Origin of the sequence: Actinomadura darangshiensis, assembly GCF_004349235.1 — a bacterium.
In the GTDB taxonomy this organism is placed as follows: domain Bacteria; phylum Actinomycetota; class Actinomycetes; order Streptosporangiales; family Streptosporangiaceae; genus Spirillospora; species Spirillospora darangshiensis.
Genome location: NZ_SMKY01000232.1, coordinates 1 through 14,215, shown reverse-complemented (window position 1 = coordinate 14,215; position 14,215 = coordinate 1). Strand labels below are relative to the sequence as shown.

Here is a 14,215-nt window from a genome sequence, read left to right as displayed (position 1 = left end):
CTCCTCCCCCGCCCCGCCGCCCACGCCCAGACAGGCGGCCGACGTCGACTCACGTCCTGCCTCCCTGCAACCGGTACTCCTGCTCGGCCTGCTCCTCCCGGCCGCCGCGGCGATCTGCTACCCGTTCAGGCATCGCATCTACGCCGCCGCCACCGCGGGCCTGCCCGCCTTCCCCGTGACGGAGCTCCCAGAGCCGCGTGCTGCGGCCTTCGGCTACCGTCCCGAACTCGATCCGTTCGCCGCCCCGGCCACTTGCCTCTCGGGACCAGGCGCAGAGCCCACCGCACGCGTGCTGGCTCTGACGGCGCTCGATGAGCACGGCGACGACTCCCTGGTCGTGATACCGCGTCCCGACGCCGGCGCCCTGTTCGGCTTGGCCGAGGACGAACTCCTCGACGACGACACCGCCGGACTGTTCATCCCCGGCAACCTCGACGCCGCGCTGGCCTACCTGGAGACCGAACTCGCCATCCGCCAGAACACCGGAGTGACACAAGCACGACGCCTCCTCCTGGTGGCCGACTGCACCGGCGAGGCAGCCAGGATCGAGGCCCTGATCACGCGCCACCCAGCGGGCGTGTCCGCGATCCTTCTCGGTCCCTGGACGGGCGACCGGGCCACCATCGACGACAACGGCCTGGTAGACGCACCGCCCGTGCTCGCATCCACCCTCCCCCAACGCCTCCCGGCAATGTCCCGCACCGAGGCCCGCGACCGCCTCCTAACCGCCCTGGCACGGCACAAGGCGACCAAGCGCCCCACGCCCAAACGCCGTTCAAGCCCCCGCCGCGCCTGACCCGCCCACACTGAGGCCAAACAAGAGACCCCAACGCTCCCCGTCGAACAGGGGTGGCTACGCGACGCGCGAAGTCCGCAGGCTGCGGTGCGCGCGGCACCGGATGGCCACACTGCGCGTAACCCCAGACGGCCACGCGACGGTACCGCCAGGCGATGCGTGACGCATGCCCAGCGGCGGTACCACGCCTCTGGTCCCGAACGACCGCGCGGCCCATGGCGCTAGGCGGCCACGCGGCACGTAATGTCCATCGGCCGCCCGCGCCCGAGGTCTCGGATGGGTGGACGGCGGGTGATGCTGGGTGACGAGGCCGCGCGTGGTGCTGCGGCTACACAGCACCCGATGTCCAGCGGCTACATGCCGCACGAGGCCCGCCGACCGTACCGCCCGCAGTCTGAGCAACCGCACCGCGCGTAGCACCAAGGTGCCCGCGCCGCGCGCGATGCCCGAGGGCCGCGCGACGCGTGAAGTCCGAAGGCCGCACCGCGCGTGATCCCGGACGGCCGCGACGCGTAATGCCTAACGGCCACACCGCGCGGGGGTTCGGGGTGGCGCGACGCATGGTGCCGAACGGCCACGCCACGCGTGGGTCCGGCACGTGAGGCCGGCGGCCGGACCGCGCGTGATCCCGGACGGCCGCGCGACGCGTGACGCCCGGAGACCGCACCGCGCGTGAGCCCGGGCGGACGCGACGCGTGATGCCGAACGGCCACACCGCACGTGATCTCGCCACGTGACGCCAGACGGCCGCACCACGCGCGGTGCCGGACGGCCTGTGCGACGCGTGACGCCCGGAGACCGCACCGCGCGTGAGCCCGGGCGGACGCGACGCGTGATGCCGAACAGGCACACCGCACGTGATCTCGCCACGTGACGCCGGGCGGCCGGACCGCGATCCCCAGACAGCTGCGGGACGCGTGACGCGTGATGTCCGGAGGCTGCACCGCGCATGAGTCCGGTGGACGCGACGCGTGGTGCCGGACGGCCACGCCGCGCGTGGTCTCGGCGCGTGACACCGGGTGACCGCACCGCGCGCGATCCCCAGACAGCTGCGGGACGCGTGGCGTCCGCTGCACCGCGCGTGGCGTCGGATGGGCCGCCTCGCGCGCGATGCCGCGTGGCCGCACGGCCCGTGCCGCTTGCGCCTGTCCCGTGGGTCAGGTGACTGGATCGCGGAGCCGGATCCGGATCGACTCGACGTCGATAGTGCCCTGGTAGATGCGTTCTCTCTTGTCGTAGCGAGTGGCCACGGTCCGGAAGGCTTTGAGCTTGTTGAAGCACCGTTCGACAGTGTTGCGTTCCTTATGACGCTCGGGGGCGAAGGCGAGCGGGCGGGCTCCAGGGCTGCCGTGGTTGCGGCGGTGCTGCTGTTGGTCGTCCTTGACGGGGATGACTGCGCGGATGCCGCGGCGGCGTGGGCGGGCACGGTTGCTGCGGGAGGATTGGGCCTTGTCGGCCAAGACGGCGGCCGGGATGCGGCGGGGGCAGCCCAGCCGCGTCGCGGGATGCGGATGGCATCCATCAGGTCGATGAAACGCGCACGGTCGGCGTCCTGGCCAGGCGAGGTCAGCCGGGCGATCGGGCGGCAGTGCCGGTCGGCGACCAGGTGAATTTAGTGGTCCATCCGCCCCCGGGACCGGACCGGCCCAGCGCCTCCCGACCCGACTTCTTGTCATTCGATTCGTCCCTCTGAGGGGTAGTCGGTGGCCGAGGCATGGCGAGCACCAGCAGCGTGCTGGTGGGCGCGGTTGATGGTCGAGTCCGCCGGCACCGTCCACTGGGTGCCTTCGGCGTCATCGCATCCGGGCTGCAGCCCGCTCAGGATCGTGGTCCATGTGCCATCCAGTGACCAGCGGCGATACCGGTTGCAGACCGTCTTCCAGTTCCCGTAGCGGGCCGGCAGGTCCCGCCAGGGTGTACTCGTGGTCCGGAAGAAGATTCCCTTGATCACTGTCTTGTGGTCATGCCACCGACCGCCCCGACGTGGATGACCGGGCAGCAGCGGCGCCGATCGCTCCCACTCCGCATCGGTCGGATCATGCCGTTTCAACAACTCCTCGGTCACGAGAAGTGACTACCAGGCCAGCCCCTGATCACGGGCCTAGAGCACCGGGACGGGCTTGGAACTACTGCAGCATCAACGTTTCGTGGATCACCAACTCGTCCCCGTCCACCGAGACCGGCCTCAGGACGGGATCGTCCTCGTGGTGCCGCATGTGGCAGCTCAGACACGCTGGGCCGCCCCGGTAACCGACTGCGCGCTGCTGCAGCCAGCCAAGCAGTTGGGCCAGCAGGTTGTGGTCGTCCGGGTCGAGAACCTGGCGCGAGGTCATGGCCCAATTCGTGTCTTGCCGGCCCTCGCGACGAGCGAGGTCCGAGAACAGCACTCCGCCGATCCTTGCGTCGGCCGCTCCGCGATCCGCCAGCAGCGGGAGGTGCTCCACCGTCCATTGACCTTCAGGCAACGGCTCGCCATCGTCATCGACGGTCAACAATGGAAGGGCGTCGGTCACGATGGTGAACTGCTCAGGTTCCGGGCCGAGCCCCAGGTGCCAGCGCAGCTCGACCAGCTCCGCTTCCGGGAGGTCCGCGGGAAGCTCGGCAACAAGCAGCACTTCAAACAGATCCGCCATGTCAGGACATGCTAGCCGTTGCTGCGGACCGTGCAGCATGATCACTCAGGCTCATCTGATCCACGGGACACGCCCTAGGGGCTACGCGCCACCTGCGTCCGGCAGCAGCCTGGAGCATGGTGTTCACCGACCACGTTGCGGACGTGACCTTGGGTGGGTGGTCGGCGTGTGGCACCCGGTGACCAAACAGCGCGGTGCCGCGGCGCGCGACGTCCAATAGCCGCACGGTGCGGGTGGCCGACCGTCGTGCCGCGCCCGTGGTCTCGGGTTAGTGGGCGGCGTGGTGGCGGTGGGCGTGCCGCGCGTGACGTTGGGAGGCTGCGCGGCCAGCGGTTTCGGATGGCCGCACGGCCTGTGGGGGTAGTGACTACGCGGCACGGGATGTGGAGTGCCGCCGCGCCGGTGGTCTTGGGTGGGTGGCGTCTGGGGGCATCGGCGTGGTGATGCCCGATTGTCACGCGGCGTGTGGCGTCCGGTTGTCGCATCGTGCGTTATGTCGGTGGCTGCGGAGCGGGTGGTCGCGCCGTAGGTGATGGCGGTGTTCGTAGTGGTGGGTTGGGGCTAGGGGGTGGCTTCGTGGGTTGCCATTTCGGTTCTGATCGTGGTGAGGGTTCGGAGTGCTCGGCCCAGGGCGGCTGTTTCCGGCGGCTCGTCGGCGTCGCGGTCTAGGTAGGCCGAGCAGCGGAGGACCCAGGCGCGTATGACGTCCTCGAGGTGCGTCTCGGTCCTGCGTGTCCTGGCCAGGGAGAGGCGGCGCTTCTCCTCGGCGATCCGGTACGCCAGGTTGGCGTCGGCTTGTAGGGCCCGGATGTCGGAGAGCGCGTAGCGGCTGAGCCTGTCCGCGGTCAGGCCGCGCTCGCTTGCGATGCGGTCGAACGTCTTTCGGGGCCATCCGAGGATCGTCGCCGCGCCACCTGAGTCGACGGTGTCGGTGAGTGGGCCCTTCCTGGCGGTGACCACTTGGCGCACCGAATCGAGGTCGAGGCGGTCCAGGTCGCGTAGGAGGTAGACCGGGTGGCCGCGGAAGCTGCTGATGACGTTGAGGTCGCCCTTGGCGACGAGTACCTCGATGTCGGGACGTTCGACGTCGAGGCCCACTCGGGAAGCCAGCCGGGAGGCGGCCCGGGCCGAGCCCACCGGCGGATCACCGCCGAACCGGGTGATGACCTCGTTGCCGCACCCTTGGGCGTCCTCGGCGAGCGCGGCGGACCAGCGGTCCCCGTCGAGGTCGGGACCCGGAAGCAATCCGTGCTCCAGCCCGATGCGCAACTGCCACCGGGTGAGCGCGAGGAGGCCGGCGAACTGGTTGGCGCCGTAAGCGGCGCGAATGGTGTTCTCGGGCATTGCCGTGCCTTTCTGCCGTGATGAACAGTGACGCGGCTCAGCCTCCCGGACCGGCAGCATCACCGTCGCTAGAACCTGATTCTGTGGATAACTCTCCGCCGGGTCGCCCTTGGACGTGCGAGGCTGGACGCATGGACGCGATACGTCGGCTTGGGCTCGGCCTTGCGGCGCTGGGGCGGCCCGCCTACATCAACGTGGGCAGGCTCGAGGAGCTGCCGCCCGGGCGAAGTGTGCGAGAGATGCGCGATGCGACCTGGAATGTCCTGGATGTGGCGTACGCGGCGGGCATCCGGTGGATGGACGCGGCACGGTCCTATGGCAGGGCAGAGGAATTCCTCGGGGGGTGGCTTAACGCACGTGCCCCTGAAGGGGTGCGCGTATCCAGCAAATGGGGATACACCTACGTCGGCGAATGGAAGACGGAAGCGCCGGTACACGAAGTCAAGGAACACAGCCTCGACCGTTACCGAAGCCAGTATGAGGAGACACGGGATGCATTGGACGGGCATCTGTCCGTCTATCAGGTGCATTCACTCACCGAAGACAGCCCCTTGTTCCAGGACGTCTCCCTGCAGGAGGCTCTGGCGGAGTTGACCGCCGAGGGGCTCCGCGTCGGTTTCTCAACGTCCGGCCCAAGGCAGGCCGACACGATCCGCCGGGCGATGGCGTTGGACGTGTCCGGCCAGAGACTCTTCAGCACCGTCCAATCCACGTGGAACATTCTCGAGACATCGGCCGAGGCTGCGCTAAGAGAAGCCCACGACGCAGGACTGCACGTCCTGCTCAAGGAGGTGCTAGCCAACGGCAAGCTCGCCGTGCAGCCTCCTGCGGACATGCAGAGCCTCGCGTCCAAGAAGAACGTGCAACCGGATGCCTTGGCCCTGGCTGCGGCACTCGGTCAGCCGTGGGCGGACACCGTCCTCACCGGCGCGGTCAGCCCGGCCCAGTTGGTCGCGAATCTGGGGGCGGCGCAGGTGTCGCTGGACGCGGGTGAGCTTGAGGCTTTGGCGGGCCTGAGCATCCCGCCGGAGCGCTACTGGGCGGAGCGGAGTGCGCTCCCCTGGACGTGAGCCCCCGCACGGGCGGGCGAGCATCCGCGCCATGGCACGATTGAGCCCGCCCACCATGATCGGATAGTCGTGTCGATGCAGTCAGACCCGCCTCGAATGATCGGCCCGTACCACGTGGTCGCCCGGCTCGGTGCCGGTGGGATGGGCGAGGTGTTCCTCGGGGCGTCGCCGAGCAGGCGGCTGGTGGCCGTGAAGGTCATTCGCCCGGAACTCCTGGACGACGCCAGGTGGAGGGACCGGTTCCGCCGTGAGGTGACCTCAGCGCGATCGGTCAGCGGGTTCTACACGGCGCCCGTCGTCGATGCCGACCCTGACGCCGACCAACCGTGGCTCGCGACGCAGTACATCCGCGGTGTGAGCCTCTCCGCGGTCGTACGCGAGAAGGGGCCGATCCAGGAGGAGGCCGCCTGCCGGCTGGGGGCCGGGCTGGCGGAGGCACTGATCGCGATCCATCGGGCGGGGATCGTCCACCGCGACCTGAAACCCTCGAACGTGCTGCTCGCCTCGGACGGGCCAAGGGTCATCGACTTCGGCATCGCACGTCCACTGGACGCATTGCCCCTCTCCCGCACGGAGATCCTGGGGACGCCCGCGTACATGTCCCCGGAGCAGGCCCTAGGCGATCCCGTCCATCCGGAGAGTGATGTCTTCTCGCTGGGCGCGACTCTCGTGTTCGCCGTGACAGGGGCGGCGCCGTTCGGAACCGGGCACAAGGTCCGTGGACGGATCGTCTATGGCGAGCCGGACCTGACGCTACTGCCCGCCCCCATGCTCGGGCTCGTCACGCGCTGCCTGGTCAAGGACCCTGGGGAACGCCCCACTCCCGAGCAGATCCTCGTCGCCCTGTCCACGCTGCTGGACGCCCACTACGGAGAGGAGTGGCCGCCCGTGGACGTCGAGCGGCTCATCGACGTCCAGGAGCGGACGCTGGTCGAGATCACGGCCGAGTTGCCGACCCTGCGTGAACAGCCCGGCTAGGACGACGTGCAGGGGCAGAGCTGCACGAAGAGGGGGCTCACCTGCGTTGAGATTCTTCTCACTTTCTGTGAACGCCAGCGCAACGCAAGCGCAGGGCGTCAAGCGCCCCGCTTGCGGGCGAAACCCTCCGAAACAGCTCACCGAGCGGCAGATATGGGAAACACATGGTAGGTGGTGCGAAACTACGCCGCTCCCTGTGCCGGGACGTCCCCGCGGGTATGCGCGCCTAGGGGAAGGGCCCGGATCGTCCCCCGTGATCACCTGGATACGATGAAGAGCGGAACGTCTACGCAGGTGTGGACGCAGTTGGGAGTGAGCGAGTATGTCGGATTTCGAGCTCGACCACGCGAGCGGCCGGATGCCTCTGGAGGTCACCGAGGCGACCGAGGGGCCGTCAGGGCTGGTCGTTGGCAGCCTCCTCAAGGAGACGGGGCATGTCACGCTCGATCCCGGCTTCACCAACACGGCGTCCACCACGTCCGCCATCACCTACATCGACGGCGAGGCGGGCATCCTCCGCTACCGGGGCTATCCCATTGAGGAACTGGCGGAGAAGTCGTCCTTCCTGGAGGTCGCCTACCTGCTGATCTACGGCGAGCTCCCGGCGCCCGACCAGCTGAGCGCGTTCACCGACAGCGTGCGCAACCACACCCTCCTGGACGAGAAGTTCCGCGCGTTCTTCTCCGCGTTCCCACGCCGCGCCCACCCGATGGCCGTTCTGTCGTCGGCGGTGAGCGCGCTGTCGACGTTCTACCAGGACAGCCTCGACCCGTTCGATCCCGAGCAGGTCGACCAGTCGAGCATCCGGCTCATCGCGAAGCTGCCCACGCTCGCGGCGTACGCGTACAAGACGTCCAACGGCCAGCCGCTGCTGTACCCGGACAACTCTCTCGGGTACGTGGAGAACTTCCTGCGCATGATGTTCGGCCTGCCCACGCAGCCGTACGAGATCGACCCGGAGATCGCGCGCGTGCTGGACATGCTGTTCATCCTGCACGCCGACCACGAGCAGAACTGTTCCACCTCGACCGTGCGGCTGGTGGGGTCGAGCCAAGCGAACCTGTTCTCCTCCGTGTCCGCGGGCGTTGATGCCCTGTTCGGCCCTCTGCACGGCGGTGCCAACCAGGCCGTCCTGGAGATGCTGGAGCGCATCCACGAGAGCGGCGACAACATCGACTCGTTCGTCGAGCGTGTCAAGAAGAAGGAGCCCGGCGTCAAGCTGATGGGCTTCGGGCACCGCGTCTACCGGAACTACGACCCGCGCGCCGCCGTGGTGAAGAAGGCGACCGGCAAGGTCCTGGACGCGCTCGGCAAATCCGACCCGCTGCTGGACCTGGCCATGCGTCTGGAAGAGGTCGCGCTAGGCGACGACTACTTCGTCGAGCGCAAGCTCTACCCGAACGTCGACTTCTACACCGGCGTCATCTACAAGGCGATGGGGTTCCCGACCAACGCGTTCACAGTGCTGTTCGCACTCGGCCGGCTCCCCGGCTGGATCGCCCAGTGGCGCGAGCTGATGAACGACCCGTCCACCAAGATCGGGCGCCCGCGCCAGGTGTACGTGGGGCCGGGCGAGCGCCACTACGTGGAGCCGTCCGCCCGCTGACATCGCGGCGTCCGGGGCCGCGTCGTTTCATCGGACGCGCCTGCGCAGCGGACGGGTTCCGAACCCGTCCGCGCGCGATCGCGTTCTGTGAACGGCCGGGTTAGCCTGTGCGCGACGGCTCCCCAGCGGAAGGCGGCTCCAGCCCATGCCCTCCATCGTTGAGAACAGCCTCGCCAGCCTGGACTTCTGGGCCAAACCGCAGATGGAGCGGGACGAACTCTTCGCTTCGCTCCGTTCCGCGCAGGGGCCGGTGTTCTGCCCCGTCCAGGACGAGCCCGGCTTCTACGCGCTGACCCGCTACCAGGAGGTGGCCGAGGCGAGCCGGAACCCGGAGGTGTTCAGCTCCCGGCCCACCGCTGTCAGCCTCGTCGACCCGCCTCCGCAGATCAGCGACTACACCGGCTCCATGATCAGCATTGACGACCCGCGGCACGCGAGGCTGCGCCGGATCGTCTCCCGCTCGTTCACGCCGCGGCTCGTCCAGCGGGTCACCGGGGACGTGACCGTCCTGGCCCGGCGCATCGTGGACGACCTGGCAGAGCGCGGCCCGTGCGACTTCGTCGAGCACGTCGCCATGCCGATGCCCCTGCAGATCATCTGTTCCATGATGGGGATCCCCCGCTCGGCGTACGGCGACGTCATCGACGCGACGAACGTCATCCTCGCCATCGGCGACCCCGACTACGTCAGCCCGGACGGCAGGGACCGGGCGTCGGTCCTCGTCGAGAAGTTCACCCTCCTCCATGAGCTCATGGCCGACCTCGCCCGCCTGCGCCGCGCGGAACCCGCCGACGACCTCGTGACGGCGCTGACGCACGCGAACGTGGACGGCGAAGTTCTGGACGACCGCGACCTGGGCCGCTTCTTCGGGCTGCTCGTGGTGGCCGGCAACGAGACCACGCGCAACGCGTTGTCGCATGCCCTGACCCTGCTCACCGACAACCCTGAGCAGAGGGACGCGCTCCTGGAGGACGTCGACGCCCGGCTTCCGGCCGCCGTCGAGGAGATCGTCCGCTACGCGTCCCCGGTGACGTGGATGCGCCGCACACTGACGCGCGACCACGAGCTGCGCGGGCACGTCTACCGTTCCGGCGACAGGGTCATCCTCTACTACAACTCGGCGAACAGGGACGAGGACGTCTTCAAGGACCCGTACGCCTTCGACATCAAGCGCACTCCCAATCCGCACGTCGGATTCGGGTCCCCGGGACCGCACTTCTGCCTGGGCGCGCACCTGGCCCGCCGCGAGATCACGGTGCTGCTGCGTGAGCTGTACACGCGGCTTCCGACACTCCACGCGACGGCGGCACCGGTCCGGCAGCGCACGAGTTTCATCCACGGCGTCAAGTCGGTGGCCTGCGCCTTCTGACGAGTTATCCACAGAATCGCGTTCTAGGCGCTGCGCGTCGCCGCCTCCTCGAAGCTGGGCACCAGATGCCGGCCCACGGCCCCGAGGAGGCTGCAAAATGCGCGTCACCATCACCGTCCCCGAAGAGACGACCGCCGGCTTCGTCGTCGCGACCGAAAGGGACCCTGGCGACCTGGTGGCGGCGATCCGCCGCCGGCTCCCGGGCCCGTTCGCGGCGGCGGTGTCGGGACGTCTCGGCACGCCCCGCCTCACGCTGACCTGCCATCCCGCCGCGGGCTCTCCGTGGGACCTCGACGACGTGCCAGGCCTCGACGAGGACGACGCCGCAAGGATCCGCCAGGCGAGGAGGCACATCGGTGTCACGTCCGTTCTGCCGGCCGGTGACCTGCCCTCAGGGCCGCACCTCGCGCGCGCCGCGGCCAAGGCGATCGCCGAAGCGCTCTGCGGAATCCCCGTCGACCTCGCCTCGGGGGAAGTGGTGCCCGTCGTCCCCTTCGGACGTTTCGACGAGTTCACCCTCGCCGACGACTGGCTCGGCCTGACCCTGCCGCCGTACCGAAGGGCCGGCCACTGCAACGCCGACGAGGACGACATCGACGGCTGCGCCTGCGTCGATCTCCGGACCCGCGGGCTGCACCGCTTCGGGCTGCCCGAACTGGAGATCACCGGCGTCGCCTGCCCGCACGACCTGGCCGCGCTCAACGTGCTGCGCACCACCGCGCAACGGCTGCTTCCGCTGGGCCGGCACCCGGGCGACCACGCCCTCCCCGCGGAGCTGATGCTGACGAGTGCCGACTTCTCCGCCTTCTGGGGCAACCGCGACCCCGTCTGGGACGACGGGCCCGTCGCGGTCCGGTTGACCGAAGTGGCCCCTGGCCGTCTGGGCATAAGCGCACCCGACGGTTTCCCGGGCACGTTGAACGAGTGGCTCTGGGACGAACTTCCGCCCGTCCTGCATGACCTGCTCAGCTGTGAACCCGACCGGGTCGTCCCGAACCATCCGGGTGGATAACGTCGTCCGGCATGGAGAACGAGCATGTGCCAGGAGGGCTGGCAAGGGTGCTGGCGGATGTCGCGGCCGAACGCGAGGCCCAGGATCGGATGTGGGGCGTCCAGGAGTTCCCGGACGGTTCCGGGCCTCAGTTCACCGAAGACGCGGAGGAGGCGAAGCGGGAATGCGCTGCGGCATGGTCACATGGCGAGCTGACATGGCGCCACATCCTCACCGAGGAGTTCCTCGAAGCCCTGGCCGAAAGCGACCCCGCGCTTCTGCGCAACGAGCTGGTCCAGACGGCGGCGGTCGCCGTCAAGTGGGTCCAGTCCTTGGACCGGCGCCACGGCGGAACGGTGCACCGGCCGAAGGAAGGCGGCGGACGCAGCGAGAAACTCGTCCGGGACCGCATCCCGGAGATCGTCCAAGATGGGGGCGAGCCGCCGGAGACCCGCGTCGCGGAACCGGACGAGCATGCGGCCCTGCTCCGCGCCAAGCTCTACGAGGAGGCCGGGGAGTACGTCGCGAGCGGAGACCCGGCCGAACTCGCCGACATCCTGGAAGTGGTTCACGCCCTCGCGGCCCTCCACGGAATCGCCCCTGCCGAATTGGAGGACCAGCGTTCCGCCAAGGCCGCAGCCCGAGGCAGCTTCTCGAAGCGCCGTGTCTTGCGCCTCCCGTGAACGAGGTCCAGACCGACCCTGCCGACACAGGCGAACCAACGGTCGCGGTTCAAGTCCACATGCGACGAAGCGTCCAAGGCCCCGGCTCGGCGGCTCGGGGCCCGACGACCTCGGCGATCGCGGAGCCGTCCGGCGTCACGACCTGCAGGCGGTAGAACCTCGCCTGGCCGGGCGCCTGCCATTCCTCCAGGACGCGGCGCACCCGGTAGCAGCCGTGCGGGCCGTTGATCTGAGCAGGACGGCCCGTCGGTGTGGTCTCCGCGGAGACCGTTTCATCCATCAGCACGGAACAGCACCTTAGCCCGAACACACGTTCGAGACAAAAGGCCACGCCGAACCGACCAGAAACCGGCGACCGATGCTCATCAGGTGGCTCCCAAGTGGGTGGCCAGGAGGCTTGGGAGGGGAAAGGGGCGCTCTTTCGGGAGCAGGGCGCGCGCTTGGGGTGTTTTGCCCGCTTTTAGGAGTTTGTGGATTTTGTGAGCCAAGGGGGTCTGGTCCTCGATGCTGAGGATCCAGTCGTCGACGTAGCGGTCGATGATGTGGCGGCTGAGACCGATCTGGATGCTCCGGGCCTCGAGTTTTCGTCCGTGGAGCGATCGCTCGGGGTCCCACTGGACGTGCACGACCGCCTGCGCGAAACGGCGGCGCCATTCGTCCGAGCTGCGGAAGACGCGGTGGTCCGGGTCGGTCGGGACGGCGAGGCTCAGTGCCTCCTCCCAGCCCTCCCGGCTGATCCGCACCGCGAGGATCGTCTGCTGGCCCGATTTGCGGGCCCAGTCGCTGCGGGCCATCAGCCACAGGAACGAGGGCTTGATCCAGGTCATGCGGTGCCGGGAGAACGGCGGGACGAATGTGCCGTGCTCCGCGGCCGGACCGCCGATCTCGGGGGCGTACGCCTGGTAGACGGTGATCGAGTCACGGTCGTGGCGGGCGCGGATCTCGCGTGTGCGCATGATGGGCCAGGGTGGTGCGAGGACGAGGTGCGAATCAACCGGATTTCGTCCTCCGGCGATGGGCCTTCTGGCGGCAGGCCGCGCTGCAGAAGCGGGCGGGGCGGCCCGTCGGTGCGGCGGTGAGCGGCGTCCCGCAGACGTCGCAGCATCTTTCGTTACGCAACCCGGTTTCGTTTTGTTTCGTTACGAGGCGGAGGCCGTCAAAGGCCAGCGCCGTCACGCGTCCGGGACGATCGACCGGGCGACGCAGGCGTTCGGTGTACATGGCGCCGACGATGAGGGCGCGGACCTCCTGGACGTTCACATCGGCACGGACCGCACCGGCCTCCTGCGCGCGTCGCAGCAGCACGTGGAGAGCGGCACTGAACTGCTCGTCCATTCCACAGAGGACGAAGGTGCCGTTGTCGGACGCCAGGGCATCGCACAGAGCGTGATTGAACCTCGCCCGCTCCACGACGCGCATAAGGAAGCCGTAGAAGGTCTCGCCGGGATCGTCCGCGTCGGTGAGGGCGTGCGCCTCGTCCACGATCTGCTGGATGCGCTGTGTGGCGACCTCCTGGAAGAGCGCCTCTTTCGTGGGGAAGTTGCGGTACACGGTTCCCGCTCCGACCCCGGCGCGGCGGGCGATGTCATCGAGCGGGACGAGGCGGCCGTCCGCGGCGAACGCCTCGAAGGCGGCCTGGAGGATGTGCTCGCGGTTGCGGCGTGCGTCGGCGCGCTGCGGCTGGCCGCTCAACGGGACTCCTTCGTCGATTGACAAGCGGGGCGTTCGTTCCGGTAATGTCCTAAGCGGGTTGCTCGTTCCGATTATAGGAGGGCCGATGACGGCGGTGGACGAGGCGCGGAGCAGGCTGGGCAGGGTCGGTGCGGAGTTCATGACGCCCATCGCCCCCGCCGAGGAGTGGCGGCAAGCGGCACGGCGCGTGGAAGAGGCGGGCTACGGGTCGCTCTGGCTGAACGAGGGCATCGGCGGCCGGGAGATGTTCACGCAGCTGGGCGTGATGCTCGCGGCGACGGAGCGGATCGTGCTCGGCTCGGCCATCGCGAACCTCTGGGCACGGCACCCCGCCGCGATGCAGGGGGCCGCCTCGGTGCTGGCGGACGCGTATCCCGGACGGCTCGCGCTAGGCGTGGGCGTCAGCATGCCCTCGCTCGTCGAGCAGAGCGGGCAGAAATGGACGAGCCCCCTGACCCGGATGCGCGAGTACCTCGACGGCATGGACGCGGCGATCGAGACCGCCCCCGTGCCCGCGAAGCCGTTCCCGAGGCTGCTGGCGGCGCTCGGCCCGAAGATGCAGGACCTCGCCCGGGACCGGGCGGACGGCGCGCTGCCCGCCGCGATGCCCGTCGAGCACACCCGGCTGGCCAGGGAACGGCTCGGCAAGGACAAGCTGCTCGTCATCGTGCAGACCGCCATCCTTGAGACCGACCCGGTGAAGGCGCGCGCCATCGCGAGGGGAACGCGGATGCTGGAGATGCCGGGTTCGCCGTACATCCGCTCGCTCAGGAACCTCGGATACGACGACGCGGTGATCGCCGGGGGCGGATCCGACGAGGTCGTCGACGCCTGCTTCAACTGGGGCGACGAAGCCGCGATCGCCAAGCGCGTCCAAGACCATCTGGACGCCGGAGCCGACCACGTCTGCATCACGGTGCTGACCCCGGACCTGGCCACCACCGCCGCCCAGCTCGAACGCCTCGCCCCGCTCCTCCTCTGACCACGGCCGGCAGGCGCTACGGGACACCGCCCCGCACCCGCCCGGCACCGCACGCTGTACCGTCCCCCGTC

15 protein-coding genes are annotated in these 14,215 nt (G+C 69.2%); 8 read left to right on the top strand and 7 right to left on the bottom strand.

Features of this window, described 5'->3' with window-relative positions:
- Positions 1–796: hypothetical protein (locus E1293_RS47910; protein WP_165978527.1), on the top strand; the 796-nt coding region annotated here is incomplete at its 5' end.
- Between the two features lie 1,157 nt (positions 797–1,953).
- Here E1293_RS47910 and E1293_RS47905 read toward each other — a convergent pair.
- The 4 genes from E1293_RS47905 to E1293_RS34640 form a co-directional block, all read right to left on the bottom strand.
- A complete protein-coding gene (locus E1293_RS47905) occupies positions 1,954–2,256 on the bottom strand; it encodes a transposase (RefSeq protein WP_165978526.1) in 303 nt (100 codons plus the stop codon).
- A gap of 212 nt (positions 2,257–2,468) precedes the next feature.
- On the bottom strand, positions 2,469–2,861 hold the full coding sequence (locus E1293_RS34650; protein WP_132202219.1) for a transposase: 393 nt from the start codon (positions 2,859–2,861) through the stop codon (positions 2,469–2,471).
- Positions 2,862–2,922: 61 nt separating this feature from the next.
- Entirely contained in the window at positions 2,923–3,429 is a 507-nt protein-coding gene (locus tag E1293_RS34645; protein ID WP_132202217.1) for a hypothetical protein, read from the bottom strand.
- Positions 3,430–3,990: 561 nt separating this feature from the next.
- A complete protein-coding gene (locus E1293_RS34640) occupies positions 3,991–4,773 on the bottom strand; it encodes a hypothetical protein (RefSeq protein WP_132202215.1) in 783 nt (260 codons plus the stop codon).
- A gap of 131 nt (positions 4,774–4,904) precedes the next feature.
- Here E1293_RS34640 and E1293_RS34635 point away from each other — a divergent pair, with 131 nt between their 5' ends.
- The 6 genes from E1293_RS34635 (at position 4,905) to E1293_RS49770 (ending at position 11,470) form a co-directional block, all read left to right on the top strand.
- Positions 4,905–5,843 carry an aldo/keto reductase gene (locus E1293_RS34635; protein ID WP_132202213.1) on the top strand — a complete coding sequence of 313 codons (939 nt, stop codon included), beginning with the start codon at positions 4,905–4,907 and terminating at the stop codon, positions 5,841–5,843.
- Between the two features lie 75 nt (positions 5,844–5,918).
- On the top strand, positions 5,919–6,821 hold the full coding sequence (locus E1293_RS34630) for a serine/threonine-protein kinase (RefSeq protein WP_132202211.1): 903 nt from the start codon (positions 5,919–5,921) through the stop codon (positions 6,819–6,821).
- Between the two features lie 322 nt (positions 6,822–7,143).
- Positions 7,144–8,427 carry a citrate synthase gene (locus E1293_RS34625; RefSeq protein WP_132202209.1) on the top strand — a complete coding sequence of 428 codons (1,284 nt, stop codon included), beginning with the start codon at positions 7,144–7,146 and terminating at the stop codon, positions 8,425–8,427.
- Between the two features lie 145 nt (positions 8,428–8,572).
- Positions 8,573–9,796, top strand: coding sequence for a cytochrome P450 (locus tag E1293_RS34620; RefSeq protein ID WP_132202207.1), 1,224 nt, complete (start codon positions 8,573–8,575; stop codon positions 9,794–9,796).
- A gap of 97 nt (positions 9,797–9,893) precedes the next feature.
- Positions 9,894–10,808: a hypothetical protein gene (locus E1293_RS34615; protein WP_132202205.1), complete on the top strand. Its 915-nt coding sequence runs from the start codon at positions 9,894–9,896 to the stop codon at positions 10,806–10,808.
- An 11-nt stretch (positions 10,809–10,819) separates the two neighbouring features.
- Positions 10,820–11,470, top strand: a complete 651-nt coding sequence (locus E1293_RS49770; RefSeq protein ID WP_243716971.1) for a nucleoside triphosphate pyrophosphohydrolase — start codon at positions 10,820–10,822, stop codon at positions 11,468–11,470.
- Positions 11,471–11,519: 49 nt separating this feature from the next.
- Here the strand turns inward: E1293_RS49770 and E1293_RS34600 are convergent, their stop codons facing one another.
- The 3 genes from E1293_RS34600 to E1293_RS34590 all read right to left on the bottom strand — a co-directional run bounded on the left by E1293_RS34600 (position 11,520) and on the right by E1293_RS34590 (position 13,162).
- A complete protein-coding gene (locus tag E1293_RS34600) occupies positions 11,520–11,756 on the bottom strand; it encodes a hypothetical protein (RefSeq protein ID WP_132202203.1) in 237 nt (78 codons plus the stop codon).
- 79 nt (positions 11,757–11,835) lie between these two features.
- On the bottom strand, positions 11,836–12,426 hold the full coding sequence (locus E1293_RS34595) for a DUF4291 domain-containing protein (protein WP_207939262.1): 591 nt from the start codon (positions 12,424–12,426) through the stop codon (positions 11,836–11,838).
- 34 nt (positions 12,427–12,460) lie between these two features.
- Positions 12,461–13,162, bottom strand: a complete 702-nt coding sequence (locus tag E1293_RS34590) for a TetR/AcrR family transcriptional regulator (protein ID WP_243716969.1) — start codon at positions 13,160–13,162, stop codon at positions 12,461–12,463.
- 85 nt (positions 13,163–13,247) lie between these two features.
- Between E1293_RS34590 and E1293_RS34585 the strand changes: the two genes are divergently transcribed.
- The gene (locus E1293_RS34585) at positions 13,248–14,144 is read left to right on the top strand and encodes a TIGR03620 family F420-dependent LLM class oxidoreductase (RefSeq protein ID WP_132202197.1); all 897 of its coding nucleotides are present in this window, start codon (positions 13,248–13,250) and stop codon (positions 14,142–14,144) included.
- The last annotated feature ends 71 nt before the right edge of the window (positions 14,145–14,215 follow it).

Coding starts and splice junctions, on each gene's coding strand:
- E1293_RS34645 (WP_132202217.1), bottom strand. CDS start 3,429: ATGGCGGATCTGTTTGAAGTGCTGCTTGTTGCCGAGCTTCCCGCGGAC.
- E1293_RS34640 (WP_132202215.1), bottom strand. CDS start 4,773: ATGCCCGAGAACACCATTCGCGCCGCTTACGGCGCCAACCAGTTCGCC.
- E1293_RS34635 (WP_132202213.1), top strand. CDS start 4,905: ATGGACGCGATACGTCGGCTTGGGCTCGGCCTTGCGGCGCTGGGGCGG.
- E1293_RS34630 (WP_132202211.1), top strand. CDS start 5,919: ATGCAGTCAGACCCGCCTCGAATGATCGGCCCGTACCACGTGGTCGCC.
- E1293_RS34625 (WP_132202209.1), top strand. CDS start 7,144: ATGTCGGATTTCGAGCTCGACCACGCGAGCGGCCGGATGCCTCTGGAG.
- E1293_RS34620 (WP_132202207.1), top strand. CDS start 8,573: ATGCCCTCCATCGTTGAGAACAGCCTCGCCAGCCTGGACTTCTGGGCC.
- E1293_RS34615 (WP_132202205.1), top strand. CDS start 9,894: ATGCGCGTCACCATCACCGTCCCCGAAGAGACGACCGCCGGCTTCGTC.
- E1293_RS49770 (WP_243716971.1), top strand. CDS start 10,820: ATGGAGAACGAGCATGTGCCAGGAGGGCTGGCAAGGGTGCTGGCGGAT.
- E1293_RS34595 (WP_207939262.1), bottom strand. CDS start 12,426: ATGCGCACACGCGAGATCCGCGCCCGCCACGACCGTGACTCGATCACC.
- E1293_RS34585 (WP_132202197.1), top strand. CDS start 13,248: ATGACGGCGGTGGACGAGGCGCGGAGCAGGCTGGGCAGGGTCGGTGCG.